Source organism: Facilibium subflavum (assembly GCF_003574485.1).
In the GTDB taxonomy this organism is placed as follows: Bacteria; Pseudomonadota; Gammaproteobacteria; order Francisellales; family Francisellaceae; genus Facilibium; species Facilibium subflavum.
In genome coordinates this window covers 14253-29937 of sequence record NZ_QLIT01000082.1, presented here as the reverse complement: position 1 = coordinate 29937, position 15685 = coordinate 14253, and the positions used below count along the sequence as shown (strand labels likewise).

The 15685-nt window shown below is 37.2% G+C and carries 12 protein-coding genes; 9 read left to right on the top strand and 3 right to left on the bottom strand.

Annotation, left to right across the window (positions count from 1 at the left end):
• Positions 1–233: transposase (locus DNK84_RS05725; protein ID WP_162902262.1), on the top strand; the 233-nt coding region annotated here is incomplete at its 5' end.
• A 123-nt stretch (positions 234–356) separates the two neighbouring features.
• On the opposite strand, the gene DNK84_RS05720 is transcribed toward DNK84_RS05725, so the two are convergent.
• The gene (locus tag DNK84_RS05720; RefSeq protein ID WP_119343593.1) at positions 357–1637 is read right to left on the bottom strand and encodes a hypothetical protein; all 1281 of its coding nucleotides are present in this window, start codon (positions 1635–1637) and stop codon (positions 357–359) included.
• A 313-nt stretch (positions 1638–1950) separates the two neighbouring features.
• Here DNK84_RS05720 and pilM point away from each other — a divergent pair, with 313 nt between their 5' ends.
• The 8 genes from pilM to DNK84_RS05680 all read left to right on the top strand — a co-directional run bounded on the left by pilM (position 1951) and on the right by DNK84_RS05680 (position 12344).
• Complete coding sequence (gene pilM, locus DNK84_RS05715; RefSeq protein ID WP_119343592.1) at positions 1951–2916, top strand: type IV pilus biogenesis protein PilM; 966 nt, start codon at positions 1951–1953, stop codon at positions 2914–2916.
• On the top strand, positions 2916–3482 hold the full coding sequence (locus tag DNK84_RS05710) for a PilN domain-containing protein (RefSeq protein WP_119343591.1): 567 nt from the start codon (positions 2916–2918) through the stop codon (positions 3480–3482). The genes pilM and DNK84_RS05710 overlap by 1 nt, the downstream gene beginning before the upstream one ends.
• Positions 3483–3494: 12 nt before the next feature.
• Positions 3495–4097: a type IV pilus inner membrane component PilO gene (locus DNK84_RS05705; protein WP_119343590.1), complete on the top strand. Its 603-nt coding sequence runs from the start codon at positions 3495–3497 to the stop codon at positions 4095–4097.
• On the top strand, positions 4090–4644 hold the full coding sequence (locus DNK84_RS05700) for a pilus assembly protein PilP (protein WP_162902261.1): 555 nt from the start codon (positions 4090–4092) through the stop codon (positions 4642–4644). The genes DNK84_RS05705 and DNK84_RS05700 overlap by 8 nt, the downstream gene beginning before the upstream one ends.
• Positions 4634–6451 (top strand): type IV pilus secretin PilQ, encoded by a 1818-nt coding sequence (locus DNK84_RS05695; RefSeq protein WP_162902260.1) that lies wholly within the window; start codon positions 4634–4636, stop codon positions 6449–6451. Before DNK84_RS05700 ends, DNK84_RS05695 begins: the two co-directional genes overlap by 11 nt.
• Before the next feature lie 58 nt (positions 6452–6509).
• Positions 6510–7160 carry a tRNA (adenosine(37)-N6)-threonylcarbamoyltransferase complex dimerization subunit type 1 TsaB gene (gene tsaB, locus DNK84_RS05690; RefSeq protein ID WP_119343587.1) on the top strand — a complete coding sequence of 217 codons (651 nt, stop codon included), beginning with the start codon at positions 6510–6512 and terminating at the stop codon, positions 7158–7160.
• Between the two features lie 106 nt (positions 7161–7266).
• Complete coding sequence (locus DNK84_RS05685; RefSeq protein WP_162902259.1) at positions 7267–10077, top strand: ATP-binding protein; 2811 nt, start codon at positions 7267–7269, stop codon at positions 10075–10077.
• Positions 10078–10328: 251 nt separating this feature from the next.
• Entirely contained in the window at positions 10329–12344 is a 2016-nt protein-coding gene (locus DNK84_RS05680; RefSeq protein ID WP_119343585.1) for a hypothetical protein, read from the top strand.
• A gap of 9 nt (positions 12345–12353) precedes the next feature.
• On the opposite strand, the gene rnr is transcribed toward DNK84_RS05680, so the two are convergent.
• Positions 12354–14771 (bottom strand): ribonuclease R, encoded by a 2418-nt coding sequence (rnr, locus tag DNK84_RS05675; protein WP_119343584.1) that lies wholly within the window; start codon positions 14769–14771, stop codon positions 12354–12356.
• Entirely contained in the window at positions 14746–15684 is a 939-nt protein-coding gene (gene truB / locus DNK84_RS05670; protein WP_119343583.1) for a tRNA pseudouridine(55) synthase TruB, read from the bottom strand. Before truB ends, rnr begins: the two co-directional genes overlap by 26 nt.
• Between the last annotated feature and the right edge of the window lies 1 nt (position 15685).

Below are 15685 nucleotides of genomic sequence, written 5' to 3'. Positions count from 1 at the left end.
TGCAATACCTGTATAAAAAAAGGAGGGTCATTTATACGACCAATGCAATTGAGTCTGTGAATAGCCAGTTGAGGAAAGTAACGAAAAATAAGCGTTCTTTCCCCAATGATAATGCAGTATTTAAAACCTTGTTTTTGGCAATTGACTATATGACAAAAAAATGGACAATGCCAATTAGAAGCTGGAGTGAAGCAATGCCGTATTTTTTAATTAAATTTGAAGGCAGAATTTAAGTACTATGAAAAATTTACACAGTTAGATGGATGGGCTCACGCACTTCTCATAATCACGATACTTAGCAGACACGGATGGGCCATGAAAAATTTACACAGTTAGATGGATGGGCTCTTACACAGTTAGATGGATGGGCTCGTGTTAAAGTCCTGCATTTCTATATACTCAAGGTTATCCTCATTCAAAGCTTCTATCCTTTGTTGATGCTCGGCTTCTTGATGAAAAATAGCCTCTTGTGGGTTTGCAAAAACTTCTTCCTTGGCTTTTAGAAGATCATCGCAAGGGTTCCGTAAGTTAACGGTTATTCCCGCATCTTTGAATTTTTCAAGGACCGCTTTGTAGGTTTTTACTGATTCACCTTCTTGTAATTTGAGCGTGATATTTTTACGAGCTTTTTCATTTGCAATTTTGATTAAAGTATCGGCAAATTGCTCGATACTGCCACCTTGACTTGATAAATGCAGGCTGCCGTCTTGATTCTGTGTAAGCGTATATTGTTGTTCTGTTCTGCCAAGGATGGTGCTCTTCTTTTCAAAGTGAATTGTATTCTGATTTAGTTTGCCATTACCAACCAAATGATAGCCGTTTTCCTCAGTTAACCCCTTTTTGTTTAAATAATCACGCGTTGCTTCTTTGCTATTAAGGTTTGCAATTTCATTAGCGTGATCTTTATTGCCTGTCAGGCCTGCCTCATTTTGCTTTGAAGCCTCGGCAGCTAATGCCTTACTAACGCTGGCAAGATAAAAGGCTTGTTTTTTTTGTTCATTATCAAAGCTTTGAGCGCCAATAATAGGATTATCACAAGCTTGATCAATTTCCATAAGCGCTTGTGCAAAGCCTGCTTTAAGTTCATCTTCTGATGGAGTGCCATCTTGAGATACATTAATATTCTCTGGTGATACATTAGAAAAATGTCCGCCATTGTGGCAGATAAAGTGAAGTGGTTTGCCATCCCTAATTGACTGCTGGTAAGCGTCATAAAGCATTATTAATTGTTTGTTAATATTATGTTCATTTGAAAAGAATGCAAAGTTTGAATTCTTTTCAGATAAAAAAGGTAATATCCGAAATAGCCCCACCGGTAATGTTTGATCTTTATTTCTTTTTTGCCATGATATTTCAGAAAGAATCATACTTTTTGCGCGAGAGATATCAGCGGGGAAAGACTCTTGGCTTTCAAGGTTTAAGTCACTCCAGAGTGCTTGAAGTAAGCTTTCTTCATTACTATTTTTAATTACGCCTTCAATAAGCTGAAAACCAGAATCAGCTAATTGTTCTTCTGTAAGCTTGTTGTCTCTATCTTCAGGATAAGCAGCTTGATAAATCCTAGCCAATGTAATAAATAAGCAATTATTTTGCTCAGCACCGTTATTTGGTTGAAGTCCGTATTTAGGTAATGCCATAATATTCTCTGATTTGTTTTTCGCTAAAATTTTGTGCCTATTTAAACCTGATTTTAAAAATAAGGCTATCTGAATGCTGGGATTTGGACAGAATGATTATCAGGTGTAAGTTTTTTATAAAATTTGGAAAAATTTTGTATGAAATATATGTTTAACTGAAGTTGCGCACTTTTTGTTTCTTACGGTAATCACGTGGATCCCAGCCAAGCAAGGACGACGTGATTAGTATAAAAATAATGATCATTCTTGAAATCTTTTATTCTATATAAAGCGGTCTATACTTACAGTTGAGTACAAAAAATGGACGTTTTATATGTTACCAATATGGCCTTTTCAACGTAAATCTCAGACTGTTATTGCAATTGAATGGAGTAATGCGTTCTTGCGTATTGCGATATTAAGCAAAAAAAATGGTGGTTATGCGCTTGAACTAGCAGATAGCCAGGCATTTGAGAAGCCTTGCGTCGATGATAATGGTCAGATTGTTGATTATACTGCGTTTGCACAAATTTTATGGCATCTGTTTAAAAAACATCGCATTAAACATCAATATGCCGGATTTTTAATTCCAGCGACCGAAACAATTATCAAAGAGATTGATTTTGATATTGCGTTAGACCAATCACAGATTTATGACAATATTTTATCACATTTAGAACGCTATATTGCCTATAGTGTCGAAGATACCTATTTAGATTGTCAGGTAATTGATCAAGATCAAACAAAAGATAAACAGACTGTTTTGCTTGTCGCAGCACATAAAGATCATGTGACACGTTATGAAAAGCTTGCGAAATTATGTCGACTAAGTCCTGAGGTGCTTGATATTGACAGTTATGCATTACAACGCTTTATTAGGCTTTTATACAAAGTTGAGCTGGCCAAGCAGCATTGTTTTGTATTGGTGGGGCTTGATACCAGCAGCTACAAAATACATTTTTTAGATCAGGATCGCATTTATTATAGCGATCAAAAACGCTTAGGTACGCAATTAAATGATCAAGAATATGTTGAGATCATGCTGCCTTGGTTGCTTAGAAACCTTCAAATCTTTGATGTTAACCATAAAAATTTGCAGTTTGACAAGATTATTATTTATGGGGAAAAGGCAGAAATCGATACGTTAGAATCATCGATACATGAATTTACACAAAAAGTGATTGAAGTGCTTGATCCATTTACAACGTTATTAAATTGTGCACAGCGTCCATATGCTATTGAACACCCTTCAAGTTATGTGTTGACGTTGGCGCTTGCCACAAGACAGGTGATGTACTGATGCTATATGAAGTTAATCTGTTTCCCTGGCGTGAAAATAAGCTTAAACGCCGAATTAAAGCGTTTGCTTATGGGTTGGCTATGAGCGTTACGCTTGGTATTTTAGTACTAATAGTCTGGTTTCTATTCGCAATGAACAGCATTTCAATACAAAATGCACGTAATACCTATCTAAAAGAAAAAAATGCAGCGCTAAAGTTTAAGGTGAATAAGGCTTATTCGCTAAATGCAAAGAAAAAAACACTATTACACCAGGTAAAGCTACTCAATGCGCTTCAGCAAAAGCAAGAGCAGTCATTGATGAGCTGGGCTGCATTATCAAGAGCACTTCCAGATAATGTGTATCTGTTATCGATTACACACAAAGGTAGTGCGCTTTTGATCGATGGACGTGCAGAGAGTAACAAAGGCATTGCGCAACTGATGCGAAACTTAAATGAGAGTCCTTACTTTGATAAGGCAACATTATCACGAATTAACCTGATTAATCAGTCATCTGATAAAGAAACAGAGCAGGCTTTTGAAGTGACGATTCCTTTACACAGCGTTAAAGCCTTAAGTGATTAAAAGAGAGCGATTATGAACAATAAACTATTGATGCAACTAGCACAAAAGCCCTTAGGGATTAGATTAATAATACAAGTTTGTGTATTTTTAATCGTTGTTGCACTGGGATACTTTTTTTTAATTAGCAAGACATACTTGCGTTATCATCAGTTAGTATTGCAAGAGAATCAGCACAAACAGACCTATGCTCGCTATGTTGCCCAAAGCAAAGCATTGCCAATGATTGAGAAACAGGTTGACTCAATCAAGTCTGTCTACCAGTCTTTGGCAAGTCATTTGCCTGAGGGTAATGAGCTTCCTCAACTTATTGATCAGTTATCGGATATTGCTTATAGTGTTGGGCTGCGAGTTAAGCTTATCCATCCAAAACCTTTAGAAGCAACAGCTGATTATATGGTATTAACCATTGATGTCGTCTGTGAAGGCAATTTTGCGCAGTTAAGTGAATTTTTAATGCAGATTGCGCATTTGCAACGCATTGTTTTATTAGATACCTATACATTAAATCCAGTTAAAAATAACCAGGCAGCAGGCACAGCTTTACAGATGTTTATGACGCTAAAAGCGTATAGTTTAAAGCATGATCAAGAAACAAAAGGAGCCAAAGGTGTTTAAGCGGCTTTATTTTTTATTGTTTGTGCTGGTTTTTTTTGTAGCCTGCACAAAACCTGATAATGTAAAAGATTTAGTACAATACACGAAACAAACACTTAAAAACACGCCGGCAAATCCTGTCCCTTCATTACCTGAAGTTGCTGTTTATCAAATAAAAGAAGTTTCACTTGATAACTTACGTAATCCTTTTGAGCACCCAAAATCGCTTAGAAAGCGGCAATTACAAGCACAAACCAGACTAAAAGGCGAGGATATGTTAAAGCCTGACTTTACGAGGAAAAAAACAGCACTTGAGAATATTCCATTAAAAGATTTGATGTTTGTTGGCACGCTTAAGCAAGAAGGGCAATTTTGGGCTATTATTAACAATGTGAACAATAATCATTCATTTATCGTAAAGCCTGGCCAATATTTAGGTCAAAACTATGGAAAAGTAATAAAGATAACTACACAGTATATTGAGCTGGATGAACGGGTTCAGGATAAACACGGTAAATGGGAACAAAGGTTTATCAAACTACGGTTGCAAAATCAAAATGAAATATAAATGCGTAAGCTACATTATATTATTTGGCTATTTTGTTTTAGCCGGATTTCTATATGCCAAACCGTTGGTGTTGGGTAAGTATATTACGTTAGATATTGATGTATTGCCTTATGTTGATCAAGAAAAAACCATCCAAAAATCACCTAAAGAAGACAGTTTATCTTATATCACGCCGTTAAAGACAGACGAAAAAGTCAATGAAGCACAAGATAAAAATACACAGCATCAGGATATGACCACAGCGCTTCAGAATCTGGCTAAGGTAGAAAACATTACTTATAAACGCCGCTTGAATAATGGTGGTGTTTTAAGTTTAACCTTGCCAAGCACGATAAATCCAGTGGTGGCTTTTGATAAAAAAGAAGATGCATTGGTGATTACACTTAAAAATGCAAAGATTGATGAAAACTGGTTGCATCGTATCGATATGGGTGTTTTTAACACAATCGCTTCAAGTCTTGATGTTGAGCAGCAGGCAACAGATCTAAAGCTGACATTAACCATAACAGCACCATTTATATATCAAAAACAGCAGACAGAGAACCTGTTAGAGATTCTTATTGATAAAAAACAAAGTGAGGTAGGTGGGTTTAATGTTAATAAGAAAATTACGCTGAAATTCCAGGGAATTTCAGTTCGAGCGCTTTTGCAAACCCTTTCGCAATTTGCTGGGTTTAACCTGGTTATCAGTGAAGGCGTCGGCGGTGAGATTTCTTTGAATTTAAAGGATGTGCCTTGGGAGGATGCCCTAAACATTGTGTTGGCATCAAAGGGTTTAGGAAAAAAGCAGATGGGAAATATTTTATATATTGCGCCTATCAGCGAGATTGCAAAGCAAAATGAGCAAGAAGTTGCGGCAAAAAAAGCGCTTGAGCTTAATGAACCATTAAAAACGGAGTATATTAAATTAAACTATGCCAAAGCACAGCAGATTGCTGATCTGTTAACTAAAAATACACTGGCTGTGCTATCTGCACGCGGTGATATTATCGCTGATAATCGTATGAATATGTTGGTGGTGACTGATACTGAAAAATATTTAAAGAAACTTGCGGCGATGGTTGAAAGTTTAGACCAGCCTTTGGATCAGGTGCTGATTGAGGCAAGAATTGTTGAAGTATCAAAATCATCTGTTTTTGAACTAGGCTTGGGATATAAACCATCTGATCCGGATAAACCCAATATTAATATCAATGTGTTACCGAATTATATCGAGCCTTCTGATGGAAAATCTGGCTCAACAAATGCAGATATTACCTTTTTTGGCTTATTCGGTGATATTGAACTAAAACTTGAATTGTCAGCGCTTGAAACAGAAGGTAACGCTAAAGTTGTCTCCTCACCGCACTTAATCGTTTCTGAAAATACAGAAGCCTATATTAAGCAGGGTAAGGAGATTCCTTATCAGGAATCCAGTGCTTCAGGTGCAGCAAGTATTGCTTTTAAAGAAGCGGTACTTGAGCTTCGTGTTGTCCCGCAAATTGCCCCTAATGGTTATGTCGTATTAGAGGTCACACTTACTAAAGATGCTGAGACGACAGATTCATCGGGTGTAACCAACCAGCCTATCTTGGATAAAAGAGAGATTAAAACAAAACTCATGGTTAAAGATGGCCAGACAATAGTATTAGGCGGTATTTATGAGAAAACAAAAACACGTGATCGAAGTAAAGTCCCGTTACTTGGGGATATTCCGTTACTAGGCTGGCTTTTTAGCAGTGTGAGCAATAAGTTTGATAATAAAGAATTGCTTATCTTTATTACCCCTAGAGTAATTAAGCAAGATCTTGAAAATGAAAAATCTTAAAATACTTTGCGATGATTTATAGGTGGTATATAATTCCTTTTAAAAAGTTATTGTTGCGATGATCACACTTGCCATTGATACGTCCACTGCTTATGCCAGTGTCTCTTTGTTTATTGACCAAAAGGTTTTTACACAAACAAGCTATCTGCCACGCCAGCACAACCAATACCTTTTGCCAATGATTGATGAAATCTTAACAAAAGCAGGTGTTAAGAAACATAAGGTGGAACTTCTGGCTTATGGTGTGGGGCCTGGTAGTTTTGTTGGGGTACGCTTAGCCGCCTCTATTATGCATGCAATGTCACTACCGTTATCTGTGCCTGTTATTGGTTTCTCAAGTATGAAGGCTTCGGCAATTAATCATTTTTATAAAACAGGTCAACGTAGAATTGCGATCGTATTAGATGCACGCATGGGTGATGTTTATCTTGGGTTATATGAGATTAGCGCATCAGAGGATATAAGGACAATTGCTGAATACAGTGATACGCCAAGCCAGCTGGTTGCAGCATTACATGCATTTGCACCAGCGGTATTAATCGGTGATCAGGTGGAAGATTTTATTCTACCGGATGAAACAGAATATTGCCCGGATACACAATATCTCTTTCCGCTTATTAAGCAGGAATATCAAGCACATGATCAATCAATGGATCGTGATGCTTTGCCTGTTTATTTACAAGGCACAAAACATTGGCGTAAGCTCTAAATGATCCCAAAAAAAGGTTAAAAGAAAGGCGAACTTTCATCGTGCAATGGCTTGTGGATGGTATATACTTGATAATATCCATAATTGGCTAAGGGCTTGCCGTTCAATGCTTGAAAAAGTGGGTATTCGCGGGCGAATGATCCTACTGACAATCGTACCGACATTAACTGTGTCTTTGTTGCTGGGATTTTACTTTATCAGTATGCGGTTTTCAGACTTAGAACGTAACTTGTATATTCGAGGTGAATCGATTGCAACTGAGCTTGTTGCCGCTTCTGAGTATGGGTTGTATTTGAATAATAAATTGATCCTGCAAAATATTACTGACAGTATCCTGTCTTATCAGGATGTTAGCATGGCTGCAGTATATAATGCCGATGGTAAGTTACTGACATTTAGTGGCAGGATCCCACAGATTACGGATAATTTCTTTATACAACAGCAAAATCTCATCACCAAAAAGATTTTAGTGTTTAAAAATAAAGACAGTATTCAATTTATTGCACCTGTTATTGCACGCTCTTTGGATATGATTACTGGAAAACTTAAGCAGGTCTATGAAGATAATGACCAACGAATTGGCTGGATTGCAGTCACACTGTCACAAAAAAGAACAATCGTAAACCAATACCAGGCAATTATTGCGACACTGTTGATTGCATTGATTGGCTTAACGATTAGTATTTTGTTTGGTTTGCGTTTAGGTGGGGATTTAATTAATCCACTTTTTGTCATTATCAACGCTGTTAAGCGCATTCGGGATGGTTTTTTAGATACCCAGGTACACACAAACCCACCTGGTGAGATGAAGGTGTTAGAAGAGGGTATCAATAATATGGCTTTTTCTTTACGAAACTCTCACCAGGAAATGCAGCGTAATGTGGAGCAGGCCACAGCAAACTTGAGAAAAACACTCAAGATGATTGAGACACAAAATGTCCAATTAGATCAAGCACGCAAAGAGGCGATTGAAGCAAGTCAAATCAAGAGCAAATTCTTGGCAAATATGAGTCATGAGATTCGTACACCCATGAATGGTATTTTAGGTTTTCTAGAGCTTTTAAATAACAGCAAGCTTACATCAACACAAAAAGAGTATGTCTACACAATCAGTCAGTCTTCAAAACATTTATTGCGGATTATTAATGATATTTTGGATTTTTCTAAGATAGAATCAGGCAGCTTAGTCTTAGAGCAGCACACATTTGATATTCTAAAAAATATTGAAGATAGTATTATGCTGTTTAAACCACAAGTAATTGCAAAGCAATTAGAATTTGCATTATTTGTTGATCCGCAATTGCCTTTAATGGTGATTGGAGACCCATTGAGATTTGCGCAAATTCTTACCAACTTGACAGGTAATGCGCTTAAATTTACGCAAAAAGGTGGGATTACTATTGATATACACGTAAGAAGTGAAACAAAAAATAAACTCACTTTAGCCGTTGCCATACGTGATACAGGGATTGGTTTATCCAAAGAGCAAAAAGTCAAACTATTCAATGCCTTTACACAAGCTGATTTATCGACTAGTCGTAAATATGGCGGCACAGGACTTGGTCTAACCATTAGCAAAAACTTAATTGAACAGATGGGCGGTGAGATTGATGTAGACAGTCAGCTTGGTGAGGGTGCCTGTTTTTCCTTTTATGTCAATTTAGGATGTGTGGATAAAAAAGAAGCTGCCATTTTACCTGATTTACATCAAAAACAGGTAGTTGTCTTTGATCAAACCCGTTTTGCAGGTCGTGCGCTCGTGAAAAGTCTTGCTCATTTTAATATAGCGGCAAAGCATTTTCAAAATGATCCAGCATTGATTGATTATTTAGCTGAAAAGCACCATATTGATTTTATTTTTCTTTGTTACAATACACTGCCAGAAGCAAAGAAGCTGTATCAATCACTTGTTATGGATATTCAATCCTTCAGCCATGCGAAAATTATTCTCTATGCCAATGCAGCTGAAAGCAGCCTGGCCGACTTAATTCAGGCAGCAAAAATAGATACTTATTTGAGTTATCCATTTAGACAGTCTCAGCTTGAGGATATATTGCTGTTACGACAACAAAGGCTTATTGAGCACAAAGCGGGATTATCATCTGTGCCAAAAGCGAAAATCACTAAAGAAAAGGTGCAGCAGTATAAAGTCTTGGCAGTGGATGATAACCAGGTGAATTTAAAGTTACTAAAAGTATTCTTAGAGAACCAGGAGCTTAATGTTTATACCGCAACAAGTGGGGCTGAAGCTTTGGATTTAGTAAAATCGCATACATTTGATATGATCATGACCGATGTACAGATGCCAGAGATGGATGGAATTGAGTTGTGTCAAAAAATACATGATTTACCCAGTTATCAAGAGGTACCGATTGTGGCGATTACCGCAGATGTGCTTGAAGGTCAGGATAAGCAGTTGCTTGAAAGTGGATTTGATGCTGTACAGATAAAACCAGTGGATGGAGAAAGCATCAATACATTAATTAAGCGTTTCTTACACGTTGATGGAGACCAGGGAAAGAGCAATCAACAACAAAGCCAAATGCATGATGTAAATAAAAATAAATCAACAGATGGATCATCAGATCAGATGTTAATTGATATGGAATTAGGCGCTCAATTAGCAGGGGGTGATGGTGAATTCGCACAAGAGATGCTACAGGCATTGATGAAGACTTTACCTAAGGATATCAGGCAAATCAAACAGGCATATCAAGAAAAAAATGCTGAGAGACTCAAAGCACTGGTACATAAGCTTCACGGGGGGTGTAGTTATTGTGGTGTGCCGATGCTTAAAAAAGCAGCTTCAGATTTAGAAAAACAATTAAAACAAGACAATAAATGCACCGAAAAAGTGGGATTATACTACCAGCGCTTTATTGATATTGCTGAAAAAACATTACAAGCAGCTATCTAAAAAGCAATGAAAAACTGCCTAAGTAGCTTTTTCTTGGGACTTTAAAAGCTTTTCAAAGTATCGATATTCTCAGGTTAATCATATTGCTTTCAAATACAGCCTGACAAAATTGCGTTTCGCACTGCAAATTTTATCATTGTGGTTATTTCTTTGTGTTGGTTTAATAGTGACCAGATCAAAAGGTGTTCTAATTAAAATACTTATAACAATAGAAGCAGTATTTATATTAACCAATATAACAGGAGAGAAATATGAAATTTGGTGGCGTAAAGAAGTTAACACTAACAAGTCTATTAGCTATTGGGGTATATATGCCAGCCATGGCAAGTACAACAGGTTTTATAAATTCAAGTAGTTTAGAAGCAGAAAAGGAAAAAATTCCATCTGATGTTATTTTGAAAGAATTGTCACAAACGAGAAATCCAAATTTACGTAAAGTTTTATTAAAAGAATATAAAGCTAACCTTCCCTTTAAAGTAGATCGCTTGACGATTGGGCGTGGTATTATCCCCGCATTAGCAAATTCAGTTGTTCCTAATGGAAGCTATGGTTTTAGTGGGCAGGTGCCATTACAGAACCCAACGCTGTCTATTACGGCGAATATGACAGGTGACAGTGAATCTTCCACGAAAAGCATGAGTGATACATTTGGCGTTTCTGCTGGCTTTGGCCCTTTTTCAGTGTCTAATTCCACAAGTTTTGGTAACACACTGTCTTCTTCAAGTAAATCATATAACTATGTTATTAATGGTGTTTATCATGGGCTTAAAGAGGTGAGTTATAATAAAAATTATTATGATAACTCTTCATTAAAGAGTGATCTGCAGCATTATATGAGCTTAACTAATCAGCAGGATATCATTAATTATGCTTATACACTGATTAGTAATTATGGTTTTGGCATGATTAAAAGCGTTGCCTCTGGCATTATGGTTAATGGTATTGTTCATTTTAGCTTTGAGTCAAGCAGTGATAGAAAAACTTTCTCTGACAAGGTGAAAGCAAGTTATAGTAGCATTGCTTCGCTGTCTAATAATTATAAGCACGCATTAACTAAAACCCAAAATGGTGTTACAGTTTCTTTAGAAGTACATCAACTAGGTGGTGAGCCAGGTAAGTTAAGTACAGCAGGGTTTCAATCAACCAGTCATGCTAATAGTAATAGTGCTAGTGGCTATAGTAATTTTAACACAGATGTTTCAAACCTTCAAAACTATCTAAATTCGGTCGTCAGCCAAGATACAAGCAATAGCTATAATTTTGGTATTGTCGGCAAAACAAGTGCATCTGATTCAGCACCGGATATCTTATCCTTACCGACAATAGTAGCTACTTATGGGGCTGTAAGTTCTCTGGATCAACACTATCTGGTTTTACAGGAAATAATTGATAATGTAAATAATTTTGCCAGGCTTCAGGCAACGCAAAATAATTTGAATAAAATTGCGAATGACTTAGCGCAGATGAATACAAGAGAAAGCTTAGATGATTGGGAAGATTATTTGAGAAATCAATACCAGAATGTATATGACTGGGACTTACATGTAGATACTTTTGTTAATGTGCTTCAAGACGAGAATAATTGGGTAACGAATACTAGCAACCAGTTTGTTTCTGATGTGCAAAACCTTGCCAGTAATGTCGCAAAGCAGAATAATTTAACCGTTGAATCACTACAACAAGCCTATCAAAACCTTATTGATAGTACCTTGCAAAAAATTGAACAACATAAGCAAACGGATACTTATAAAAGAGCACAAGCATTATTAACAACAGAAGGTTTTAGTTTTACAGTGCCAAGCCCAAGCTCATCTACAGTGTACCTTCATAGCGCCGCAAATATGAATAACAGTTTAACCTTTACGTTACAAAATGATACTTCATATGATATGAGTATTGTAGGCGATAATATAAACAGTGTTGTTCCTGCGGGTGATAATTATAAATATATTTCACTTCCTGGCTTTAATAAAGCAGCGACAAATCATCAGCTATGGGGTGAGTTTGTAACCTTTACTGATGCTTGGGGTATAACATTAATACAACCTGTATTTGCCGTGTCTACTCAACCAGATTCTGGTTGTACATATGGGAAAATATACTTCACTAGCAAAATACCTTACTATGATTATAGTCATCAAGACGCAACGAAAGTTACATCATATAACTTTAATACATGGATGCGAGCATACTTTGAACCACAAGGTGTAGAGTATCCGGATAACCCTTTGGTGATTGTATATCCAAAGCATGCTGATGATGAATAAAAAAATATATTAGTTGTCCATTGCCTTATTTTTGGCATTGGTTTTCTTACGCATTTTTGACCTTCTTTTCGTTTTTTTCTTTTTACTGGCTTGATCTTTAGGCGGCGTATCGACCTCGATATCCCGCTCTTTTGTTACACGTGCAGTTGTTGATTTTTTTGCTCTTTTCTTAAAAGGGCGGCGCGGCTTATTAGGCTTTTGACGATAAGATGGCTCATAGCTTTCAAAATTACTTCGGCCTTTGCCATTTTCGGTTAGCTCAAAGTCAATATGCCCACCTTCCATATCTGCACGAATAAGTTGCACTTGTACTTTTTGCCCTAAGGAGAAGGTCTTTTTAGTTCGCTGGCCGATAAGTTTGTGCTGGATTTCATCAAAGACATAAAAATCTCCTTGCATTGAGGCAATATGTACCAAGCCTTCAATATAGTTTTCAAGCAGTTCAACAAACATGCCAAAACCGGTAATATGCACGATTTTAGCCTCAAAAAGATCGCCAATACGATCCTGAAGAAAATGACATTTAAGCCACTTTTCAACATCCATTGAGGCAGAATCTGCATTTCTTTCCTGTCCTGATGCATGGGTGCAGATTTGATCAAGCTGTGCTTGTGTGTATTGTTGTGACCCAAAGGATTTCTCTTTTAGAATATATTTAATCACACGGTGTGTTATTAAATCCGGATAGCGACGAATAGGCGAGGTAAAGTGGGTATAAGCATCATAAGCTAAGCCAAAGTGTCCAGCATTATCAGGGGTATAAACCGCCTGGTTCATGCTTTTTAATGTCATTAGCTGGATGTTATGGAAATCTGCACGTGTTTTAGCAGATTCCAACATTTGAGCATAATCCTGGGGTTGTACCCCATCTTTGCTTGTTGTAAAAGTAATCCCTAAAGAGCGCAGATAAGATTTTAACTCTTTTACCTTAGATTCAGGTGGCGCCTGGTGAACACGAAAAGGCGCGGGTATTTTATTTTTCTCAATAAAGCGTGCTGTAGCAACATTTGTTAATAACATACACTCTTCAATCAAACGATGGGCATCGTTTCGATGTCGTGGAATAATGGAGGAAATGTGCTTATGTTCATCTAGAATAATTTGTGTCTCGATCGTATCAAAGTCAATTGCACCACGTTCTTGCCGTCTTTTTGCTAATGCTTGATATAAATCATATAAGTCGAATAAATGTGGGATAACTTCCGGCTGATTGTAATAAATGCTCGTATCTTTATGTTTAAATAATTTATCAACCTCTGTATAAGTCAGCCTTGCTTTTGAATTAATAACAGCAGAATAAAATTTATAACGGGTGAGTTTACCCGTTTTGCTCACATTCATCTCACACACTAAAGAAAGCCGGTCGACTTTTGGTTTTAATGAGCATAACTCATTGGATAGTGCCTCTGGCAGCATTGGGATAACATAACCTGGGAAATATACAGAAGTCGAGCGCATTTGTGCCTCGTGATCCAGTGCACTTGTTGGTCGCACATAATAAGATACATCGGCAATAGCAACATAAAGCTTCCAGCCGCCTGTTGTGCTTTTTCTGGCAAAAACGGCATCATCAAAGTCTTTTGCATCTTCTCCATCAATCGTAACAAAAGGAAAATCGCGCAAGTCTATACGTGTTTTGATTTCTTTGTCTTCAACCTTTTTAGGCAGTTTTTTAACGGCATTTTTTGTTTTTAATGACCATTCTTCGACAAGGTTATGTTTTTGACTGGCAATGGCAATTGCGGTTAATATTGGGGATTCTTCCTGTATCACTTCATTAAAAGCTGCAACAGCTGGGCCATATTCAGAAGGCTGGATAACGATATCAGCACTGATTAAAGTATTTGGCTCTAAGGCTTTAGGGGGTGGCGTTAACAGGATATTTTTTGGCATTGTCTTACTAACAGGTTGCACGATGTGTGTGTCTAAATAATGAAAGTATCGCCCTGTAATATTTTTTGTGTTGCGTTTTACAATGCTATCAATCCGTGCCTCAAGCTTGTTTTTACGATTAATCCCGATAACACAGGCACAAATGATATCACCATCAAAAACGATTTTTGCCTGATGTTGTGGTAAAAATGCAGACTGGCTTTGGTCATTGGCAACAACCTTGGCTGTTCCATCATTTTGCAGATATACTTTGCCTTTGACAATATGATCAACCTGCGTATATGGGCGAAAATAATTACCATTTTGTTTGAGTTGTTCATCTCGCACCATCGCGCTTAAACGGTTGGACAGTGCCTCAAGCTGTGAATCTTTATATAAAGCAAGTGCTTTTGCAATGCTATCAAATAAGACTGGATACTTTGCATCTTGAAGAAAAGTTAGAATTAATTGGCGGCTTGGAATCGGATTATCGTATTTTTGCGCTTCTTGTATTTTATTAGGGTCATTTTCAATGCTGTACGTTTTTTTGGTCATGTTCCATTATACCTTGTAGAAAAAATTGTTTTTTGATTAATTGTCCTTGATCGAAATTAGCAATGGCAATAAATTGCGCATTCTCGTCATAAAGTCTTACAATGCCATGTAGCTTTTGCGTGTTCATGAGCTTCCCTGTGCGGTAAAATATATCTATCTCGTCTTTAGGTATAGTAAAAATCGGGCAATCTGTAAACGGGTATTCGCTACTATAGATATATTGCAGCATCTGTTGTGAAGATAATGCGTTGAGTTTTTCCAGTGAAACCATTTCTTTATCCGTTAATAAACCGCACTGCACTCGTTTAAGTGCACTTAAATGTGCACCGCAACCGATTTTTTCACCAATATCTATTGCAAGTGCGCGAATATAGGTACCCTTTGAACATTTTACATAAACGTTAATTGTATGATTTTCTGAATCATAGCCCATACAGTCAAGCTGATAAATATGAATAAGCCTGGGCGGTCTTGTTATTTCAATTCCTTTTCTTGCAAGCTTGTATAAAGGTTGGCCTTGATGTTTTAATGCGCTATACATCGGTGGTGTTTGCTGTATTTCACCGATAAAGAGATCAAGTAAATTTTGAAGCTCTTGCATATCAAGTAATGGCGGTGATTCTTGTGTTAATATCTGCCCTTCAGCATCGCCTGTGTCTGTCGTTTTGCCTAATTGAATGGTTGCAATATAAGCCTTATCGGCATCAAGCAGGTATTGCGAGATACGTGTGGCTTGACCAAAACAAATGGGTAAAACGCCTGTTGCCATGGGATCAAGGCTTCCGGTGTGGCCTGCTTTTTGGGCATTGAATAATCGTTTTACCTGTTGCAGAACATGGTTAGAGCTTGCACCTTTTGGTTTATCAACAACAATAATGCCATTAATAGCAATACCTTTGCGTTTTCTGGCCATG

Bases quoted from the DNA above. Each gene is read 5' to 3' on its own strand.
- DNK84_RS05695 (WP_162902260.1), top strand. From the start codon at position 4,634: ATGAAATATAAATGCGTAAGCTACATTATATTATTTGGCTATTTTGTT.
- DNK84_RS05720 (WP_119343593.1), bottom strand. From the start codon at position 1,637: ATGGCATTACCTAAATACGGACTTCAACCAAATAACGGTGCTGAGCAA.
- DNK84_RS05680 (WP_119343585.1), top strand. From the start codon at position 10,329: ATGAAATTTGGTGGCGTAAAGAAGTTAACACTAACAAGTCTATTAGCT.
- pilM (WP_119343592.1), top strand. From the start codon at position 1,951: ATGTTACCAATATGGCCTTTTCAACGTAAATCTCAGACTGTTATTGCA.
- DNK84_RS05685 (WP_162902259.1), top strand. From the start codon at position 7,267: ATGCTTGAAAAAGTGGGTATTCGCGGGCGAATGATCCTACTGACAATC.
- tsaB (WP_119343587.1), top strand. From the start codon at position 6,510: ATGATCACACTTGCCATTGATACGTCCACTGCTTATGCCAGTGTCTCT.
- DNK84_RS05710 (WP_119343591.1), top strand. From the start codon at position 2,916: ATGCTATATGAAGTTAATCTGTTTCCCTGGCGTGAAAATAAGCTTAAA.
- truB (WP_119343583.1), bottom strand. From the start codon at position 15,684: ATGGCCAGAAAACGCAAAGGTATTGCTATTAATGGCATTATTGTTGTT.
- rnr (WP_119343584.1), bottom strand. From the start codon at position 14,771: ATGACCAAAAAAACGTACAGCATTGAAAATGACCCTAATAAAATACAA.
- DNK84_RS05705 (WP_119343590.1), top strand. From the start codon at position 3,495: ATGAACAATAAACTATTGATGCAACTAGCACAAAAGCCCTTAGGGATT.